The organism is Nocardioides oleivorans (assembly GCF_004137255.1).
GTDB classification, from domain to species: domain Bacteria; phylum Actinomycetota; class Actinomycetes; order Propionibacteriales; family Nocardioidaceae; genus Nocardioides; species Nocardioides oleivorans.
Window position 1 is genome coordinate 131,350 of record NZ_SDWT01000002.1, and the last position, 18,739, is coordinate 150,088.

Annotated in this window: 16 protein-coding genes; 12 read left to right on the forward strand and 4 right to left on the reverse strand. The window is 71.7% G+C overall.

Going from position 1 to position 18,739, the window contains the following annotated elements; genetic code table 11:
- The first annotated feature begins 10 nt into the window (after positions 1–10).
- The 8 genes from EUA93_RS16420 (at position 11) to EUA93_RS16455 (ending at position 9,985) form a co-directional block, all read left to right on the forward strand.
- The gene (locus EUA93_RS16420) at positions 11–1,156 is read left to right on the forward strand and encodes an ROK family transcriptional regulator (RefSeq protein WP_242497459.1); all 1,146 of its coding nucleotides are present in this window, start codon (positions 11–13) and stop codon (positions 1,154–1,156) included.
- A complete protein-coding gene (locus tag EUA93_RS16425; RefSeq protein WP_207208807.1) occupies positions 1,149–1,985 on the forward strand; it encodes an ABC transporter permease in 837 nt (278 codons plus the stop codon). Before EUA93_RS16420 ends, EUA93_RS16425 begins: the two co-directional genes overlap by 8 nt.
- Positions 1,982–2,785, forward strand: coding sequence for an ABC transporter ATP-binding protein (locus EUA93_RS16430; protein ID WP_129401400.1), 804 nt, complete (start codon positions 1,982–1,984; stop codon positions 2,783–2,785). The genes EUA93_RS16425 and EUA93_RS16430 overlap by 4 nt, the downstream gene beginning before the upstream one ends.
- A 104-nt stretch (positions 2,786–2,889) precedes the next feature.
- Positions 2,890–3,867: an aliphatic sulfonate ABC transporter substrate-binding protein gene (locus tag EUA93_RS16435; RefSeq protein ID WP_129401401.1), complete on the forward strand. Its 978-nt coding sequence runs from the start codon at positions 2,890–2,892 to the stop codon at positions 3,865–3,867.
- The gene (locus EUA93_RS16440) at positions 3,864–5,381 is read left to right on the forward strand and encodes a sulfatase family protein (protein ID WP_275937892.1); all 1,518 of its coding nucleotides are present in this window, start codon (positions 3,864–3,866) and stop codon (positions 5,379–5,381) included. The genes EUA93_RS16435 and EUA93_RS16440 overlap by 4 nt, the downstream gene beginning before the upstream one ends.
- Before the next feature lies 1 nt (position 5,382).
- Positions 5,383–6,804: a sulfatase family protein gene (locus EUA93_RS16445; RefSeq protein WP_129401403.1), complete on the forward strand. Its 1,422-nt coding sequence runs from the start codon at positions 5,383–5,385 to the stop codon at positions 6,802–6,804.
- Positions 6,801–7,760: a formylglycine-generating enzyme family protein gene (locus tag EUA93_RS16450; RefSeq protein ID WP_129401404.1), complete on the forward strand. Its 960-nt coding sequence runs from the start codon at positions 6,801–6,803 to the stop codon at positions 7,758–7,760. Before EUA93_RS16445 ends, EUA93_RS16450 begins: the two co-directional genes overlap by 4 nt.
- 23 nt (positions 7,761–7,783) lie before the next feature.
- Positions 7,784–9,985, forward strand: a complete 2,202-nt coding sequence (locus EUA93_RS16455; protein WP_129401405.1) for a glycoside hydrolase family 43 protein — start codon at positions 7,784–7,786, stop codon at positions 9,983–9,985.
- 3 nt (positions 9,986–9,988) lie between these two features.
- On the opposite strand, the gene EUA93_RS16460 is transcribed toward EUA93_RS16455, so the two are convergent.
- Positions 9,989–11,110: a DNA glycosylase AlkZ-like family protein gene (locus EUA93_RS16460; protein ID WP_129401406.1), complete on the reverse strand. Its 1,122-nt coding sequence runs from the start codon at positions 11,108–11,110 to the stop codon at positions 9,989–9,991.
- Between the two features lie 206 nt (positions 11,111–11,316).
- Here EUA93_RS16460 and EUA93_RS21655 point away from each other — a divergent pair, with 206 nt between their 5' ends.
- Complete coding sequence (locus EUA93_RS21655; RefSeq protein ID WP_165355200.1) at positions 11,317–11,463, forward strand: hypothetical protein; 147 nt, start codon at positions 11,317–11,319, stop codon at positions 11,461–11,463.
- On the opposite strand, the gene EUA93_RS16465 is transcribed toward EUA93_RS21655, so the two are convergent.
- Positions 11,450–13,255 (reverse strand): alkaline phosphatase D family protein, encoded by a 1,806-nt coding sequence (locus EUA93_RS16465; protein WP_242497461.1) that lies wholly within the window; start codon positions 13,253–13,255, stop codon positions 11,450–11,452. The genes EUA93_RS21655 and EUA93_RS16465 overlap by 14 nt on opposite strands.
- On the reverse strand, positions 13,252–14,268 hold the full coding sequence (locus EUA93_RS16470; RefSeq protein ID WP_129401407.1) for a zinc-dependent alcohol dehydrogenase family protein: 1,017 nt from the start codon (positions 14,266–14,268) through the stop codon (positions 13,252–13,254). Before EUA93_RS16470 ends, EUA93_RS16465 begins: the two co-directional genes overlap by 4 nt.
- An 83-nt stretch (positions 14,269–14,351) precedes the next feature.
- Here EUA93_RS16470 and EUA93_RS16475 point away from each other — a divergent pair, with 83 nt between their 5' ends.
- On the forward strand, positions 14,352–15,875 hold the full coding sequence (locus EUA93_RS16475) for a helix-turn-helix domain-containing protein (RefSeq protein ID WP_129401408.1): 1,524 nt from the start codon (positions 14,352–14,354) through the stop codon (positions 15,873–15,875).
- Positions 15,876–16,169: 294 nt separating this feature from the next.
- Here EUA93_RS16475 and EUA93_RS16480 read toward each other — a convergent pair whose 3' ends face one another.
- On the reverse strand, positions 16,170–16,430 hold the full coding sequence (locus EUA93_RS16480; protein ID WP_129401409.1) for a zf-TFIIB domain-containing protein: 261 nt from the start codon (positions 16,428–16,430) through the stop codon (positions 16,170–16,172).
- 35 nt (positions 16,431–16,465) lie between these two features.
- On the opposite strand from EUA93_RS16480, the gene EUA93_RS16485 reads away from it, so the two are divergent.
- Positions 16,466–17,284 (forward strand): glycerophosphodiester phosphodiesterase family protein, encoded by an 819-nt coding sequence (locus tag EUA93_RS16485; protein WP_129401410.1) that lies wholly within the window; start codon positions 16,466–16,468, stop codon positions 17,282–17,284.
- Complete coding sequence (locus EUA93_RS16490) at positions 17,281–18,651, forward strand: MFS transporter (RefSeq protein ID WP_129401411.1); 1,371 nt, start codon at positions 17,281–17,283, stop codon at positions 18,649–18,651. Before EUA93_RS16485 ends, EUA93_RS16490 begins: the two co-directional genes overlap by 4 nt.
- The last annotated feature ends 88 nt before the right edge of the window (positions 18,652–18,739 follow it).

Below are 18,739 nucleotides of genomic sequence, written 5' to 3' on the forward strand. Positions count from 1 at the left end.
CGTTGAACGGGTGATAGCCGTCACCAACGTCCAGGCCCTCGTCCGGAGGACCCACGAGGAGCACGTCCTCGCGGTCCTCCGCGAGCGTGCCGGACTGAGCCGCGCCGAGATCGCCACCCGCGTCGGGCTGTCCCGCACGACCCTCTCGGAGATCACCGGGGACCTGCTCTCCCGGGGCGCCATCGTGGTCGTCGACACCGACGCGAGCACGCGCAGCGGGAGCGGGCGCCGCGCAGAGCTGCTCGCGCTCGACCCCCGCAGCGGGCAGTACCTCGGCGTCGACCTGGCCCACACCCGGGTGCGGCTGCTCGTGGCCGACGCGGCGCACGAGGTGATCGCGTCCGGCGTCAGGTCGTACGACGCCTCCCTCCCGTGGTCCGAACGGATCGCGCAGGCGATCGAGCTGGCCGAGTCCGTGGCCCTGGAGCAGGACCTGCACTTCGGGGCGTTGCAGGGAGTCGCCGTGGGGGTCGCCGGCACCGACGCCACCGCCCGCGAGGCGGCCCACCACGCGTTCGCCGAGCACTTCGGCGTCCAGGTCCTCGTCGACAACAACACCCGCTACGCCGCGCTCGCCGAGGCGATGACCCGGTCCAGCACCGACGGCGCACCCAGCGAGCTGGTCTACCTCCGGCTCTCCGAGGGCGTCGGCGGAGGTCTGGTCGTGGCCGGGCGCCTCGTGTCCGGCGGGCTCGGCGCGGCCGGCGAGCTCGGGCACGTCCAGGTCACCGATGGCGACGACGCCCGCGCCTGCCGGTGCGGCCGCGCGGGCTGCCTGGAGACGGTGGCCTCGACCCGCGCCCTGCGTGAGGCTGCCGACGAACGCGGGCTGGAGGCGGCGCTGGCGACCGCGGCCGACGCGGTCGCGTCCGTGCTCACCACCGCGGCCCTCATCCTCAGCCCGGAACGCATCGTGGTGGGCGGCACCGTCGTGGCCGAGCACCCCGGCCTGCTGGACGCCGTTCGCCGCGACGTCACGGCCGCCTTCGCCGGCGTGGGCGCCGTGCCACCGGTGGTGACCGCCGCGGTGCTGGGCGACGACGACGGCGCCCGCGGCGCGATCGCTGCGCTCGTCCAGCGCTCGCCCCTGCTGGCCGGCTACCCCGCCCTGTCCGAGTCCGACGACACCTCCGAACCGAGGAGCCTCCGTGCCTGATCCCGTCCTCGAGCAGGCCGCGAGCCTGGAGGAGGTGCCCCCTGCCTCTGCCCCCGACGCGGCGCCGAGCCGCCGGCGTCCGACCGGCCGCGCCCGCTCGCTCGGCCTCAACGTGCTCTCCGCGGTCATCGGCATCGGCATCTGGTGGGCGTTCGCCGCGAGCGGGTTCCAGCTCCCCACGCCGCCCCAGGTGCTGTTCCGCGCCGGTGACCTGATCGCCGACGGCACCCTCCAGGAGGACGTGGTCGCCAGCTTGCGTCGGGTCTTCATCGGCTTCGCCATCGGCGTCGTGCTCGCCGTGCCGGTGGGCTTCCTCATGGGTTGGTACCCGGTCGCGCGCGGCCTCATCGAGCCCTGGGTGCAGTTCTTCCGCACCATCCCGCCGCTGGCCCTGATCCCGCTCACGATCGTGCTGATGGGCATCGACGAGACGCCCAAGATCTTCGTGATCTTCCTGGCGTCGTTCCTGGCCTGCGTGATCGCGACCTTCCAGGGCGTGGTGAGCGTCGACCGCACCCTGATCAACGCCGCGCGCGTGCTCGGGGCAGGCGACTTCACGATCTTCCGGCGGGTCGTCGTGCCGGCCTCGACGCCGTTCATCCTCGTCGGCATGCGGGTCGGGCTCGGCTCCTCGTGGGCCACCCTCGTGGCGGCCGAGATCATCGGCGCCCAGGAGGGCCTGGGTCACCGCATGCAGAACGCGCAGCTCTACTTCGACCTGCCGACGATCTTCGTCGGCGTCATCTCCATCGGCGTCCTGGGCCTCCTCATGGACCGTGCCCTGCTGGTCGCCGAGCAGCGACTCACGATCTGGCAGGAGCGCCGATGACCACGACCACCACCGCGGGGGCCAAGATCTCCGTGCGTCACGTCGGCAAGCGTTTCGAGGAGAACGGCTTCGTCGCGCTCGGGGACGTCTCGCTCGACCTCGCCGACAACGAGTTCGTCACCATCGTCGGGCCCTCCGGCTGCGGCAAGAGCACGCTGCTCAACATCCTCGCCGGGCTCGAGGAGCCGACCTCGGGAGAGGCGCTGGTCGACGGCATCGCCGTCGACGGGCCCGGCCCCGAGCGCGGCGTGATCTTCCAGCAGTACGCCCTGTTCCCCTGGCTGAGCGTGCGCGACAACGTCGAGTTCGGCCTGCGCACGGCGAAGGTCGACAAGGTCGAGCGCCGACGACGTGCCGACCACTACCTCGAGCTCGTCGGCCTGTCCGACTTCGCCGACGCCCTGCCCAAGACGCTGTCCGGCGGCATGAAGCAGCGCTGCGCGATCGCCAGGGCGTACGCCGTCCACCCCGAGATCCTGCTGATGGACGAGCCGTTCGGCGCGGTCGACGCCCTGACCCGGGTCCGGCTGCAGGAGCAGCTGCTCGCGACGTGGTCGGCCGAGCGCCGCACGGTCGCGTTCATCACCCACGACGTCGACGAGGCCGTCTTCCTCGCCAACCGCGTCGTCGTGATGGCGGCCGGCCCGGGCCGGATCCAGGAGGTCATCGAGGTCGACCTCCCCCATCCCCGGACCGAGCAGGTCCGGTTGAGCCCCGAGTTCGCCGCCCTGCGCAACCGCGTGTGGAGCGCGGTCTACCACCAGTCCACCTCCTCGGGGGCGCCGTCCACGGCGCCCTGACCCACCCCTCCTCCCCCAGACGCATCCGGCACGTCGCCGGACGCGCGGTCGGGTGCTGCCTCTCGCAGGCGGTCCCCCGCGCACGAACACGAAGGAAGAAGCACATGAAGAAGCTCATCGCCACCGTCGCGGTCGCCGCCACCCTCGGCGCCGGCCTCACCGCCTGCGGCTCCGACGACGACTCCGCGTCCGGCGGCACCCAGATCACCTTCGGCTACATCGGCGACTTCAACGGCACCAGCCTGCTCGCCGTCGCCGAGGAGCAGGGCCTGTGGGAGAAGGCCGGCCTCGACGTCGACACCAAGGTCTTCACCGACGGCCCGACGCAGATCACGGCGCTCGGCGCCGGTTCCCTCGACTACGGCTACATCGGCCCCGGCGCCGTCTGGCTGCCTGCCTCGGGCCAGGCCAAGATCATCGCCGTCAACACCCTCGGTGGCGCCGACCGCGTCATCGCGCAGCCCGGCATCGACTCCATCGAGGACCTCGAGGGCAAGAAGGTCGCCGTCCCCGAGGGCACCTCGGGCGACATGATCCTGGGCCTCGCGCTCGACGCCGCCGGGATGACCCGCGACGACGTCGACCTCGTCCCGATGGACCCCCCGACGATCGTGTCGGCCTTCAGCGCCGGCCAGGTCGACGCGGCCGGCATCTTCTACCCCTCGATCGACACGATCAAGCAGCAGGTGCCCGACCTCGTCGAGCTCGCGCAGAACAGCGACTTCTCCGACGACTTCGCGTTCCCCACCGCGTTCGTGGCCGGCAACGACGTCGACGCCGGGACCAACGCCGAGGTCGTCGCCGTGCTCCGCGAGGCGATGGACTACCGCGCCGACCACATGGACGAGGCGATCGCGGCGACCGCCGAGATGCTCGACCAGCCCGTCGACGCCGTCGAGCGCGACGCCAGCCACAACGAGGTGATGACCGCCGACGAGCTCGACGGCCTCACCGAGGACGGCACCGTCGACGGCTGGTTCACCGCCCTCCAGGACTTCTTCGTCACCGCCGGCAAGATCGACGAGCCGGTCGACCCGTCGACGTTCTACCTCGGCGACGACTTCGTGGCGGCCGGCAAGTGACCGCCTCTCCGAGGCTGGGCGGTCGGCGGAACATCCTGTTCCTGATGACCGACCAGCACCGGGTCGACACCCTCGGCGCCTACGGCAACCCGCACGTCCCCACCCCGGCGGTCGACGAGCTGGCCCGCACCGGCACGCGCTTCGACCGCTGGTACACCCCGACGGCGATCTGCACCCCGTCGCGGGCGAGCCTGCTCACGGGGCAGGCCCCGTTCCGGCACAAGGTGCTGGCCAACGCCGAGCGCAACGTCGGCTACGTCGAGGACCTCCCGGAGGACGTCTTCACCTTCCCGGTTGCGCTCAGGGAGGCCGGCTACAACACGGGCCTCGTCGGCAAGTGGCACGCGGGCACCAAGCGTGAGCCGGCCGACTACGGCCTCGACGGGGTCCACCACCCCGGCTGGCACAACCCGGTGGACCACCCCGACTACCTCGCCTACCTCGCGGAGCGGGGGCTGCCGCCGTACGAGATCAGCGACCGCGTCCGGGGCACGCTGCCCAACGGCGGGCCGGGCAACCTGCTCGCCGCGCGGCTCCACCAGCCGGTCGAGGCCACCTTCGAGCACTACATGGCCGACCGGGCCATCGAGATGCTCGAGCGCTACGCCGCCGACGTGCACGACGAGGGCAAGCCGTTCTACCTCGGCCTGCACTTCTTCGGTCCGCACCTGCCCTACATCGTCCCGGACCACTACTTCGACCTGATCGACCCGGAGTCGGTCGAGCTGCCGAGGTCGATCGGGGAGACGTTCGAGGGCAAGCCGCCGGTCCAGGCCAACTACAGCGCGCACTGGACCTTCGACACGATGCCGATCGAGGTGACCCGCAAGCTCATCGCCGTCTACTGGGGCTACGTCGCGATGATCGACGAGCAGGTCAGCCGGGTGCTGGCGCGGATGGAGGAGCTCGGGCTCCGCGACGACACGGCCGTGTTCTTCACCTGCGACCACGGCGAGTTCACCGGGAGCCACCGCCTGCACGACAAGGGCCCGGCGATGTACGAGGACATCTACCGCACCCCCGGCATCGTCCGGGTCCCCGGCGCTCCGGAGGGCCAGGTCCGCGACGAGTTCGTCAGCCTGCTCGACTGCACGGCCACGATCCTGCAGCTGGCCGGCCTCGACGCGGCACCGGCGGTCGACTCGCGCAGCCTGCTGCCGCTGGTCGACGGCGAGCAGCCGGAGTGGGCCGAGGACATCGTCTGCGAGTTCCACGGCCACCACTTCCCCTACCCGCAGCGGATGCTGCGCGAGGACCGCTACAAGCTGGTGGTCAACCCGGCCGACCACAACGAGCTCTACGACCTCGAGACCGACCCCGACGAGCTCCAGAACCGCTACGAGCACCCCGAGCTGGCACCCATACGGGCCCGGATGATGCGCCGCCTCTACACGCTCCTGCGCGAGCGCGACGACCGCTTCTTCCACTGGATGACGTCGATGTACGACGTGGGCGAGCTCGACTACGACCCGATGATGAGCGGCCTCGACGAGTCGACCTACGTGGGGCGCTGACGTGGCGCGGCGTCCGAACGTGGTGGTGGTGCTCACCGACGACCACGCGGCCCACGCGGTGTCGGCGTACGGCTCCGTGGTCAACCGGACCCCGCGCATCGACGAGGTCAGCGAGCTCGGCTGGCGCTTCGAGAGCTGCTTCGCGACCAACAGCCTCTGCTCCCCCAGCCGGGCGTCGATCCTCACCGGCACCTACAGCCACGTCAACGGCGTCACCACGCTCGTGACGCCGATCGACGCCTCGCAGCCGACGTTCGTCTCGCAGCTGCGGGCGGCGGGCTATCGCACCGCGATGGTCGGGAAGTGGCACATGGGGGACGGCGCGGGTCACGACCCGGAGGGGTTCGACTACTGGGACGTGTTCATCGAGCAGGGCGAGTACGTCGACCCGCAGCTGCTGTCCGCCGACGGGCTGCGCGTCGTGGAGGGCTACGCGACGGACATCGTCACCGACCTGGCCCTGGGCTGGATCGACTCCCTCGACGACCTCCCGGGCGACGACCCGTGGTGCGTGCTGGTCTGGCACAAGGCTCCGCACCGGCCGTGGGTGCCCAACCCGGCCGGTCCGCACCCGCGGTCGGCCACCCTGCCCGTGCCCGCGACCTTCGACGACGACTACGCCACCCGGAGCACCTCGGTGCGCCGCGCGGCGCTGCGGATCGCGGAGCACCTCACGAGCGAGGACCTCAAGGTCGAGCCGCCACCCGGCCTCGGCTACGAGGAGCTCGCGTTCTGGAAGTACCAGCGGTTCATGGCCGACTACCTCGCGTGCGTGGCCAGCGTCGACGACAACGTCGGGCGCCTGGTCGACCACCTCCGCGACCGCGGCGACCTCGACGACACGCTGCTCCTCTACGCCTCCGACCAGGGCTTCTTCCTCGGCGACCACGGCTGGTTCGACAAGCGGCTGATGCACGAGGAGTCGCTCCGGATGCCGCTGCTGCTCGCCTATCCGCGCCGGCTGGGCGGCGGGCGCGTCTTCACCGACATGGTCACCAACGTCGACTGGGCACGCACGATCCTGGACGCGTGCGGCGTCGAGCCGCACCCGCGGATGCAGGGCCGCAGCTTCTGGCCCGACCTGCTCGGTGAGCCGGAGCAGCCCCCCACGACCGGCGTCTACTACCGCTACTGGGAGCACGACGACGTGTTCCACAAGGCGCCCGCGCACTACGGCTACCGCACCGAGCGCCACAAGCTCGTCTACTTCTACAACGACGGCCTCGGGCTGCCCGGGACCGGTCCCGACACCTACCCACCGGAGTGGGAGCTCTACGACCTCGTGAGCGACCCGCACGAGTTGGTGAACGTCGCCGACGACCCGGCCTACGCCTACGTGCGGGCGGACCTCACCCGCGCGATGTGGGCCGAGCAGGCGCGGCTCGGTGACGAGCCGCACCCCTCGCAGCCGGAGCCGGCATGAGCTCGTGCTGCGCGCCCGGACGGGACCCCGGGCGAGACCCCGGGCGAGACCCCGGACACCGGCCCGTCGCGGTCGCCCTCGGCTCCACGCCGGGACCAGGACACCACGTCGTCGAGCAGGTGCAGGTCCCGGCACAGGGCTTCGCCATGGGCGACGCCCATGGTGACGGCGACCGGGCGGACGGTGAGACGCCGGTGCACCCCGTGCGCGTCGACGCCTTCGACATCGACGCCACCACCGTCACCATCGCCGACTTCGCCGTCTTCGCCGACGCCACCGGCCATGTCACCGACGCCGAGCGCTTCGGGTACTCGGCCGTCTTCCACCTGCACCTGCACCCCGCCGACCTTGCTCGCGTCGTCGGCCGGCCGGCGCAGACCCCGTGGTGGTACGGCGTCGCCGGCGCCGACTGGCGCCACCCCGACGGCCCGTCGTCGAGCACCGACGACCGTGCCGACCACCCCGTCACCCACGTCTCGTGGACCGACGCGACGGCGTACGCCGACTGGGCCGGGCGCCGGCTGCCGACGGAGGCCGAGTGGGAGTGCGCCGCCCGTGGCGGCAGGCCCGGTGAGCGCTACCCCTGGGGCGACGACCTCCCGGTCGACGACCACGCCGCCAACATCTGGCAGGGCCGCTTCCCCGACCGTGACGACGCCCTCGACGGCTGGTCCGGCACGGCGCCGGTGCGCGCCTTCGCGGCGCACGGCTACGGGCTCCACCAGGCCGTCGGCAACGTCTGGGAGTGGTGCTCCGACTGGTTTGCCGCGGACTGGTACGCCCGATCCCCCGTCGACGATCCCCGCGGTCCGGTGACGGGCACGGCACGCGTCATGCGGGGCGGCTCGTTCCTCTGCCACGACTCGTACTGCAACCGCTACCGCAACGCCGCCCGCTCGGCCAACACGCCCGACTCCTCCACCAGCAACCTCGGCTTCCGCACGGTCGGTCGCTGAGCCCGTCAACGAAAGGCCACTCCATGAGACGTCTCGGGACGCTCGTCCTCGCCCTCTCCGCGCTCCTCCTGCCTGCGCTCACCGTCACCGCGGTGACGTCGGCGCCCGGCCAGGCCGCCGAACGGTCCACGACGCGGCCGGCCGCGGGGACCTACACCAACCCCGTCACGGCTGGCACCGTCGACACCTTCCCCGACCCGGCGACCATCCGCGGCCACGACGGCCGCTGGTACGCCTACGGCACCACCAACCCGATCTTCAGCAGCCGCGGCGAGACGGGTGAGCACGTGCTGCCGATGCTGCGCTCGGACGACCTCGTCCACTGGACCTACGCGGGTGACGCGATCGACGTCGCCGACCAGCCCGCCTGGTGGCCGGCCGGCACCCGCGCATGGGCGCCGGACATCCGCTTCCTCGACGGGCAGTACCACCTGACGTACTCCCTCTCGACCGGCGGCATCGGACTGCTGACCAGCGACGCCCCGACCGGTCCGTGGACCGACGACGGCCTCGTCCTGACCGCGAGCAGCGGCTGCCCGACCGGTGTGATCGACCAGGCCGTCTTCACCGACGACGACGGCAGCCACTACCTCTACTGGGGCAGCTACGACACGATCTGCGTCGCCCGGATGAACGCCGACGCCACCGCCGTCACCGGCCCGGTCACGCAGGTCGGCCACGGCAAGCGGATGGAGGGCGCGTACGTCGTCGCCCGCGACGGCTACTACTACCTGATGTACTCCGACGGCTCGTGCTGCGACGGCGCGTTCAGCGGCTACCAGGTGAAGGTCGCGCGCTCCACCAGCCCGCTGGGGCCGTTCCGCACCCCGTCGGGTGGCGTCCTCACCGACCTCACCAGCCACGACGGGCTCGTCGTCGGCTCCAGCGGCAACGGCTGGGACGGTCCCGGCCACAACAGCGTCGTCACCGACCTCGCCGGCCAGGACTGGCTGGTCTACCACGGCGTCCCCGAGGCCGACCCCGACTTCCCGGCCGTCACCGGCGCCAACGGCGCACTGCTGCGGCTGACCAAGCGGCCACTGCTGATCGACCGCCTCGACTGGATCGACGGCTGGCCCGTGGTCAACGCCGGCGCGGGCCCGTCGACCGGGCCTCGGACGGCGCCCGTCACCAGCCACCTCCCTGGCACCACGATCGGCAGCGCCACCCTCGACCGCGGGCGCAGGCTGTCGGGTCGCCCGGTCCTCGGAGACGTGCGCGTCGAGGGGAGCCTGACCGGTGACGGCGCCGGCCTCGTCGTCGGCGGCGCCACGGCCTGGCTCCGCGACGGGAGGCTCGTCGTCTCCTCCGGGCTGCGTCGTTCGACGAGCGCGCTCCCCGACGACTTCGACCCGACGACCCCGCACTGGGTGGTCGCCGAGCGTCGCGGTCGCACGCTGTGCGTGGAGGTCTCCAGCGACCGGCTCCACGAGCCGCTCGCGACGGCGTCCCTCGACCGGGTGCTCCCCGTCGGGCGCGTCGGGGTCGCATCGTCCGGCACGCGGGTCACCGCGACCGCCGTGGGCGCCGCACGCCTGCACCGGCCCGTCACGACGCGCGTGGCCGACCCGACCGTGGGTTCGCTGCTGCCGGCCTACTCCGACGAGTTCGACGGCGCCGGGCGACCGGAGGCGGCCGACCCCGCGTGGCGGTGGGTCCGGGGCGCGTCGGCGAGCCCGACGCTCACCGGTGGCTCGCTGGTGTGGCCGACCCAGGCCGGCGACCTCTACGGGACCGACAACCGCGCCTCGGTCCTGCTCCGCGACGCCCCGGCCGGGGACTTCACCGTGGAGACGAAGCTGACCTTCGACGGCAACCGCGGCAACCAGCAGGCCGGTCTCGTGCTCTACGACACCAACGACCGCTACCTGAAGCTGTCGCACTCGGTGCTGCCGCTGTCGCACACCGACCGGCTGCTGCACTCGACAGAGTTCCTCAAGGAGGGCCCGCGCCCGACCTACAGCCTGCCGACGCCGGTCTTCGACGGTCCGATGTTCGGCGGTCGCACGGCCGGCACCATGTGGTTGCGACTCCGCAGCACGAGGGACGCTGCCTCGGGCACCTACGACGTCCGGATGGCATCGAGCACCGACGGCCGGACGTGGGAGTGGGGTGGCACCTGGACCCTGCCCGTCGTCGACGGACGATCCCTGCAGATCGGCCTAGTGTCGATGAACGCCACCGGCGCGACGGCGTCCTTCGACCACGTCCGCACCTACGGCTGAGCCTCAGCCCCGAGCGACGACGAGGCCCAGCCAGTCCGCGAGCGCGTCGATCTCCGCGTCGACGCGCTCGCGGCGCTTCCCGGACCAGTCGCCGTCCTCGTGGACGGCGTCGACGAGGAGCACCCCACCGTCGCGGTCGGCGGTCGCGTCGACCTTGCCGACGAGCTCGTCGCCGTCGAGGACGGGCATCGCCCAGTAGCCCCACTGCCGCTTGGCGACCGGCTTGTACATCTCGAGCTGGTAGTCGAACTCGAAGAGCTCCTCCATCCGCTTGCGCTCGAAGACGAGCCGGTCCAGCGGGGACAGGATCGCGGTGCGTCCCTCGAAGGCCTCGAGGTCGTCCAGCCGGTCCGGGTCGACCCGCCAGGTCCCGCGGACGCCCTCGACGCGGGCAGCGACGCCGGTGCCGCGGACGTCGTACCTCTCCTCCCAGTCCTCGAGCTGGCGCGGCCGGGCGATCCCGTGGGCGCGCAGCCGTCGCCGGGCGAGCTCGAGGTGCGCCTCCTCGACGGGTACGACGGCGTCGCCGGGGTGCACGCGCGAGGCGAGGTCCCACTGGCGCTCGCGCCCCTCACGACTGGCCACGGCGACCTCGCCGCGCGACTCGAGGCACTCGAGCAGCTTCATCACGTTCTTGTTGTTGGTCCATCCGGTCGAGCGCCACGGCACCTCGCAGGTGTCGGGCAGGTCGCGCGCGGCGGTCGGCCCCTCGGCGCGGAGGTGGGCCAGCACGTCGCGGCGGCAGCCGTCGTTGGCGGCCACCCAGTCGCGGAGGTCCTCCTGCCACTCCTTGAGCGGCGGCTCCCCCGGCCACAGCGCCATGTCGGCGGCGAGCAGCGAGATGTCCTCGCTCGGGCGCAGCATCGCCTTGAGCTCCACGAGCGCGCCGTCGCCGACGGCCTCCGCCAGGTCGTCGGGGTCGTAGCCGTTGCCGAGCCTGGTCCAGAGCGCGAGGTCGGCGTGCTCGGCCACCACCCGGGTCAGGTCGACCTGCAGGAACCCCAGGTGCCGGATCGTCCCCAGCACGTCCGTCGGCCGCTGCGCCGAGAGCAGCTGGGCGCGTACGGCGATGCGGCGGGCGTCGCGGCGGCTCAGGTCGGTCGTCGGGGTCCCGGATGCGGCCATGCCCGGATCCTAGGCCGGACGGGCGGGGGTGAAAGGGCCAGCCGGTATGGCCCGAACGGGTCATTCATGCCCCAGATCAGGCAATCCCGGCGGGTTTCCACGTGGATCGCGTCACGGGGTGCGACTCTCGACGTCTAGTCAGCATCCGCTCGCCCACCAACACGGGCGGGGCATCTCGGAACAACCAGCTGCCGTGGGGGCACACCATGTGGGACACCGTCGAGACCAGCACCAACCACCTGTCGCACGACATCCCGTGCACGGGCTGCGGCCACGGCCGCCACACCTACCTGCCGTGCTCGGACACGTGCGACTGCGCGCACGGGCGCGACCGGGTGCTCAGCGTCGTCTGACGCGGCTCCGCGTCGACGTCCACACCTTCGCCGCGACGCTCTCGCGCTCCGGCGGCCTGCCCTGCTCGTCGAGCTCGTAGGCCGCGACCTTGGCCAGCAGCGGACGCTCGTGCCCGCCGTCGACCACCTCACCGGTCACCCACCACATCCGCAGGCTCGGTCCCGTGACACGGACGAACGCGAGGTTGTTGTCGAACCACGGCCCCTGGGCGTAGTGCCAGTGGAGCGGTGAGTCGGGCACCCGCGTCGACCACGACGCCACCCGGCCCAGGGGGCCGGCCACGCCGTAGGACAGGACCGCGGTCGCGAACCGCATGTTGCGCGAGAGCGGGTTGCGGATCGGTGAGCAGACCGCCTGGAGCACCGTCGAGGTGAGCTCGCGTCCACTCCGGCGGGAGCTGCGTGCCGGCCGTGCCTCGCTGACGTAGCTGTGGTGGACGTCGCCGGACAGGAAGGTCACCGTCGACGGCGCTCGCCCGCGCTCCCCCGCCGCGACCTCCATCGCCTGGCGGGCGACCTGCTGGAAGCTGTTCTGGAACGCGCCCCAGTGCTCGAGGTCGACGGTCTTGCGCATCTTCTCGCCGAACCTGGCCCCGTGCTCGCCCCAGGCCCCCTCGGTCAGCGCCTCGCTGAAGGCCTCGAGGTGGTGCAGTCCGCGCGCCAGGAGGAACGGCACCGAGGTGCCGATGAGCAGGTGGTCCACGTCGCCACGCAGCTGCGAGTCGAGCCAGGCGGCCTCGTCGGGATCGAGCATGGCACGGTGGGCGGGGTCGAGCTCCCTGGCCGCGCGCGAGTCGACGACCACGAGCCGGGCCTGGGTGTCGAAGTCGCGGGTGTAGCTCCACCGGTAGGTCTCCGGGTGCTGGTCGACCCGCTCGGCGAAGGCGTCGAGGACGGCGCCGAGGTCGAGCTCGTCGTCGCCCTCGTGCGCCAGCACCGCGGCGTACAGCTCGTCGGTGCGGCGCTCGGCAGGCGAGAGGTTGCCGAGGTGCTGGTGGACCCAGTACGACGCCAGGCCGGCGACGATGCGACCGTGCCACCACGACGTCGCCTCCATCTCACGGCGCCAGACCAGCGAGGTGTTCCAGTCGTCGCGGATGTCGTGGTCGTCGAAGATCATCGCGCTCGGGACCGTGGACAGCAGCCACCGGTTGGCCGGGTCGGACCACGCGAGCGCGTAGAGGTGGGCGTACTCCTCGTAGTCCTTCAGCTCGGTCCAGGGGGCCTGCTCGATGTCGCGGCGCGACTCGATGAAGGCCCGCATCTCGTCGGTGGTCTCGTCGGCGTAGACCTGGTCGCCGAGGAAGAGCAGCAGGTCCGGCAGCCGATCGGGAGCCAGGTCGGGGTCGTCGGCGTCGGCCGGCGGCACCTGGTCGCCGACGCGCAGGGCCCAGGCCCTCAGCGCGTCGACCCCGTGGGCGTCGTTGCCCTTCGCGTCGTGCGACACCGAGGTGCGGCACGAGCCGAAGGCCATCGCCAACGGCCGGCCCGGCTCGAGCGTGGCGATGACGGGCGCCGGGAAGGACGACCCGGGCTCGGGCCACACGGCCTCCCCGTCGACCTCGACGGCATAGGCCTCGGTCGTGCCGGGCTCGAGGTCACCCAGCTCGACGAGCGCGTAGTGGTGTCCGTGCACCCCGAAGGTGCGCGCGCTCGCGCGGGCCGAGCCACGCGTCACGGTGACCGTGCCCGGGTCGCGGGTCTCGACCCAGACCGCGGCGGTCGTCTCGTCGACGTACCTCAGGAGCGGGCCCAGGACGAGCGGACCGCCGGGCAGGTTCGCCTCGCTCACGGCTGGAGGAGGACCTTGATCGCGCGGCGCTCGTCCATCGCGCGGTAGCCCTCGGCCGACTCGGCCATCGGCAGCGTCAGGTCGAAGACCCTGCCCGGGTCGATCGCGCCGGAGAGCACACGGTCGAGCAGGTCGGGGAGGTACTTGCGCACCGGAGCCATGCCGCCGGCGAGACCGACGTTGTGGGAGAACATCCGGCGCACGGGCAGCTCCACCCCGTGGGGCACGCCGACGAAGCCGACGGTGCTGCCGGGCCGGGCGACGGCGAAGGCGGTCTTCATCGAGGCGTCGGTGCCCACGCACTCGAGCACCGCGTCGGCGCCGATCCCGTCGGTCATCTCGGCGATGAGGGCCTCGCCCTCCTCGCCGCGCTCGGCGACGACGTCGGTGGCGCCGAAGGCCCGGGCGATCTCCTGGCGGGGCTCGTGGCGCGACATCGCGATGACCCGCTCGGCGCCCATCTGCGCCGCCGCGAGGACGCCGCTGAGGCCGACGGCGCCGTCGCCGACGACGACGGCCGTGCTGCCGGGGCGCACGCCCGCGGCGACGGCCGCGTGCCAACCGGTGGCCATCACGTCGGTGAGCGCGAGCAGGGAAGGGATCAGGCCCGCGTCGGGCACCCCGTCGGTGGCGACGAGGCTGCCGTCGGCCTGCGTGACCCGGGCGTACTCCCCTTGGCCGCTCTGGGTGATCCCGACGTTGACACACGCCGACTGCATGCCGGCGCGGCAGTGGGCGCAGGTGTTGTCGCAGTGGCAGAACGGCACGATGACGAAGTCGCCGACCTTGGTCGAGGAGACCTCGGAGCCGACCTCCTCCACGATGCCGACGCACTCGTGCCCGATCGTGCTGCCGGCCTTGACGGGGTTCTCGCCCCGGTAGGGCCACAGGTCGGAGCCGCAGATGCAGCCCGCGACGACCTTCACGATCGCGTCGGTCGGGGCCTTGATGACCGGGTCCGGGACCTCCTCGAAGCGGATGTCACCGGGGGCGTGGATGGTGGTGGCGCGCATGACGGCGATCCTGCCACGCACCCCGCGACGACCCGCCAGCGGGCCGACTGGCTTTATCTCATATCTGAGATACCGTGGTCGACATGGCTGACTACAAGGGCCGCATCGGCAACCTCATCCGCGATGCGCGCAAGCACCGCGGGCTCACGCAGCACCAGCTCGCCGAGCTCCTCGGCACGAGCCAGAGTGCGATCAACCGCATCGAGAAGGGCCACCAGAACTTGTCGCTCGAGATGCTGGCGCGCATCGGCGCCGCGCTCGACTCCGAGATCGTCGCCCTCGGCGCCGGCCCGACGCACCTGCGCGTCGACGGCCCCACCACGCTCTCGGGCTCCATCGACGTCAAGACGTCCAAGAACGCCGGCGTCGCGCTGCTGTGCGCCTCGCTGCTCAACAAGGGCCGTACGACGCTGCGCAAGGTCGCGCGGATCGAGGAGGTCAACCGGCTCCTGGAGGTGCTGAACTCCCTCGGCGTGGCCACCCGCTGGGTCGGCGACGACAACGACCTCGAGATCATCCCGCCGGCCGAGCTCAACCTCGCCGCGATCGACGAGGGCGCGGCCCGCCGCACCCGCTCGGTGATCATGTTCCTGGGCCCGCTGCTGCACCGCGTCGACCAGTTCGAGCTGCCCTACGCCGGAGGCTGCAACCTCGGCGAGCGCACCGTGGAGCCGCACATGTCGGCGCTGCGCCCCTTCGGCCTCGAGGTCAAGGCCACCGACGGCGCCTACCACGCCAGCGTCAACCGCGCGATCGAGCCCGGACGGCCGATCGTGCTCACCGAGCGCGGCGACTCGGTCACGGAGAACGCGCTGATGGCGGCCGCTCTCCACCCCGGCACGACCGTCATCCGCAACGCCTCGTCCAACTACATGGTCCAGGACCTGTGCTTCTTCCTCCAGAAGCTGGGGGTCGAGGTCGAGGGCATCGGCACCACGACGCTGCGGATCACCGGCAAGTCGTCGATCGACGTCGACGTCGACTACGCGCCGTCGGAGGACCCGATCGAGGCGATGTCGCTCCTCGCGGCCGCCATCGTCACGAAGTCGTCGATCACGATCCGTCGCGCGCCGATCGAGTTCCTCGAGCTCGAGCTCGCGATCCTCGAGGAGATGGGCTTCCGCTACGACCGCTCGGAGGAGTACGCCGCACGCAACGGCGAGACCCGGCTGGTGGACATCACCACGCACCCCTCCGACCTGCGCGCCCCGCTCGACAAGATCCACCCGATGCCGTTCCCGGGCCTCAACATCGACAACCTGCCCTTCTTCGCGGTCATCGCCGCGGTCGCCGAGGGCCAGACCCTGCTGCACGACTGGGTCTACGAGAACCGCGCGATCTACTTCACCGAGCTCAACAAGCTCGGCGCCCAGGTCAAGCTGCTCGACCCGCACCGCGTGCTCGTCGAGGGCCCCACGCACTTCTCCGGCGCGGAGATCGTGTGCCCCCCGGCCCTGCGCCCCGCGGTCGTGCTCCTGATCGCGATGCTCGCCTCCAAGGGCCGCAGCGTGCTGCGGTCGACGTACGTCATCCACCGCGGCTACGAGGACCTCGCGGAGCGCCTCAACGAGCTCGGCGCCAACATCGAGACGTTCAGGGACATCTAGGCACATCAGGTCGGTCGACCTGGTCGTGCCTTCTGGCGCCTCCGCGCTGGTTGAGCAGGGCGCCCCGGCGCCCACCCCGCTGGTTGGCGCCCTGGCCCCACTCCGCTGGTTGAGCAGGGCGCCCTGGCGCCCGTGTCTCAACCAAGACCGCCGGGGGCCCGTCACCAGAGGTCGCGGCGCGCTCGTGAAGTAAGGACGAGGGCTGCGCCCTGGCGGAGCGAAGCGGGGGAAGGACGCGGCAACGAGGACGCACGAGCGGGTTACGAGCGCCGGCGACACAGCGAGCGGAGCGAGCTAGTCGAACAGAGTCTCGACCCAGGCCTGCGACACCTTGGACGGCGCGGGCGGGGCGGTCATGTCCGCGGTGATCCGCGGCATCGGCGCGGTGTGCTGGCCGGCGTTGCGGTGCCAGTCGGTCTCGGCCTCCACGAGGAGGCCGAGGTCGGCGCGGCTCAGGAACACGCCGTGCCCGTCGGGACACCGGGCCACCGAGGCCTGGCCGAGGGTCCGCTCATCCATCTCGACTCCGCATCGCGGGCAGCTCATGCTCTCCATCCCTCGACGGTAGCGCCCGGCCCCATACTTCTCCGGTGACCGCGCCGCGCTACCTGGATTCGCCCCGTCCGCTCGCCTTCGCCCACCGTGGCGGGGCGTACCACCCCGAGATCGAGGGCCTGGAGAACACGCTGGCGGCCTTCCGGCACGCGGTGGGGCTGGGCTACGGCTACCTCGAGACCGACGTCCACGTCACCAGCGACGGCGTCCTCCTCGCCTTCCACGACACGGTCCTGGACCGGGTCACCGACCGCACGGGCACGATCGCGGAGAGCACGTACGCCGAGGTGCAGCAGGCCCTGATCGGCGGCAGCGAGCCGGTGCCGACCCTTGCCGAGCTCTTCGACGCCTTCCCCGACGCGCACTTCAACATCGACGTGAAGTCGACCGGTGCCGTCGAGGCGCTGGCGGCCTTCATCGAGGAGCGGGAGGCGTGGGACCGGGTGCTGGTCGGATCGTTCTCCGGGCGGCGGATGAACGCCTTCCGCAGGCGCACCCGTGGTCGCGTCGCCACGTCCGCGCACCCGCTGGAGGTGGCGGCGTACGTCCTCTCCCCCAGCGGCCGGCTCGCCCGCCTCCTCACGCGAGGGCGTCCGGTCGCGCTCCAGGTCCCGCACCGGCGGGGCCGGCTCGTGGTGGTGTCGCCCGGGCTCGTACGACGCGCGCGCTCGGCCGGTGTCCAGGTGCACGTCTGGACCATCGACGACCCGATCGAGATGAACACCCTCCTCGATCGTGGTGTCGACGGCATCATGACCGATCGCACGGACATACTCAGGGACGTGCTCCGCGCCCGCGGACAGTGGCACGGTCCGTCCGAGCGCGGACCGGACGGCATGGAGGATGACGCATGAGCAACACCGACGCTGGGCTGGGCGGCGGGATCGCCGACCTCGAGCCGCTCGCGCTCCAGAAGGAGCAGAAGGCCTGGTACTGGTACGACTGGGCCAACAGCGCCTACGTCACCACCGTCAGCACCGTCCTCTTCGCGCCCTACATCATCGCGATCGCCAAGGAAGCCGCGGTCGACAACCGGATCTCCCTGCTCGGCCTCTCGGTCGCGCCCGGGTCGCTGCCGTCGTACCTCGTCACGATCTCCACGATCATCTCCGCCATCGTGCTGCCCCTCATGGGCCCGATCGCTGACCGCACGGCCAACAAGAAGCGGCTGCTCGCGACCTTCGCCTGGCTCGGTGCCCTGTCCGGCTCGCTGATCTTCTTCGCGACCGGGAGCAACTGGCAGATCGGCGCGGTCGGCTTCTTCCTGGCCAACATCCTGCTCGGCGCCTCGCTCGTGGTGAATGACTCGATCCTGCCGCTCATCTCGGACGAGGAGAACCGCGACCGTGTCTCCTCGCGCGGCTGGGCGTGGGGCTACCTCGGCGGCGGGCTGCTGCTCGCGGTCAACCTCGCCCTCGTCACGGTCCTGCCCTTCGGCCTGAGCACCGGCGAGGCGGCGCGGATCAGCATGCTGTCGGCCTGCATCTGGTGGGCGGCCTTCACCTTGATCCCCTACCTCAGGCTCCGCGACCACGAGCCGGTGCTGCCGCCGGTCGAGGGCGGCAAGCACGGCATCATCGCCGAGAGCTTCGGCCAGCTCGGCAGGACGCTGCGCGAGCTCCCCCGGTATCCCGTCGCGCTGAACTTCCTGCTCGCCTACCTGTTCTTCAACGACGGCATCCAGACCGTGATCGCCTCCGCGTCGACGTACGGCTCCGAGGAGCTCGGCTTCGGCCAGTCGGTCCTCATCGGCACGATCCTGCTCGTGCAGTTCGTCGCCTTCGGCGGGGCGCTGGTCTTCGGCCGCCTCGCGGCCCGGTTCGGCTCCAAGAACACGATCCTCGGCGGGCTGGTGATCTGGATGGTCATCGTGACCGCTGCCCTGTTCCTGCCCGAGGAGGGGCTGGTCCCGTTCCTGCTGCTCGGCGTCGCCATCGGCGTCGTGCTCGGCGGGACCCAGGCGCTGGCCCGGTCGTACTTCTCGCTGCTCATCCCCCGCGGCAAGGAGGCGGAGTACTTCAGCTTCTACCACGCCATGGACCGCGGGACCTCCTGGTTCGGCACCCTCGTCTTCGGCCTCGTCTACCAGCTCACCGACTCCTACCGCCCGGCGATCTTCGCGCTCATCGCCTTCTTCGTGCTCGGCGGCGCGCTCCTCCTGCGCGTCGACACTGCCCGCGGGATCCGCGACGCCGGCAACGAGGTCCCCGCGGTCATCTGAGCGGGCTTTCGCAGCCCAGTCCACCCCTGGGGGTGAAGTTGGTCTCGCCTGAGCGTGGTCGCCCGGACGCCGAATCCGCGGAATGTGG

Bases quoted from the DNA above. Each gene is read 5' to 3' on its own strand.
- EUA93_RS16435 (WP_129401401.1), top strand. From the start codon at position 2,890: ATGAAGAAGCTCATCGCCACCGTCGCGGTCGCCGCCACCCTCGGCGCC.
- EUA93_RS16460 (WP_129401406.1), bottom strand. From the start codon at position 11,110: ATGGCCGCATCCGGGACCCCGACGACCGACCTGAGCCGCCGCGACGCC.
- EUA93_RS16475 (WP_129401408.1), top strand. From the start codon at position 14,352: ATGGCTGACTACAAGGGCCGCATCGGCAACCTCATCCGCGATGCGCGC.
- EUA93_RS16470 (WP_129401407.1), bottom strand. From the start codon at position 14,268: ATGCGCGCCACCACCATCCACGCCCCCGGTGACATCCGCTTCGAGGAG.
- EUA93_RS21655 (WP_165355200.1), top strand. From the start codon at position 11,317: ATGTGGGACACCGTCGAGACCAGCACCAACCACCTGTCGCACGACATC.
- EUA93_RS16450 (WP_129401404.1), top strand. From the start codon at position 6,801: ATGAGCTCGTGCTGCGCGCCCGGACGGGACCCCGGGCGAGACCCCGGG.
- EUA93_RS16430 (WP_129401400.1), top strand. From the start codon at position 1,982: ATGACCACGACCACCACCGCGGGGGCCAAGATCTCCGTGCGTCACGTC.
- EUA93_RS16490 (WP_129401411.1), top strand. From the start codon at position 17,281: ATGAGCAACACCGACGCTGGGCTGGGCGGCGGGATCGCCGACCTCGAG.
- EUA93_RS16480 (WP_129401409.1), bottom strand. From the start codon at position 16,430: ATGGAGAGCATGAGCTGCCCGCGATGCGGAGTCGAGATGGATGAGCGG.
- EUA93_RS16455 (WP_129401405.1), top strand. From the start codon at position 7,784: ATGAGACGTCTCGGGACGCTCGTCCTCGCCCTCTCCGCGCTCCTCCTG.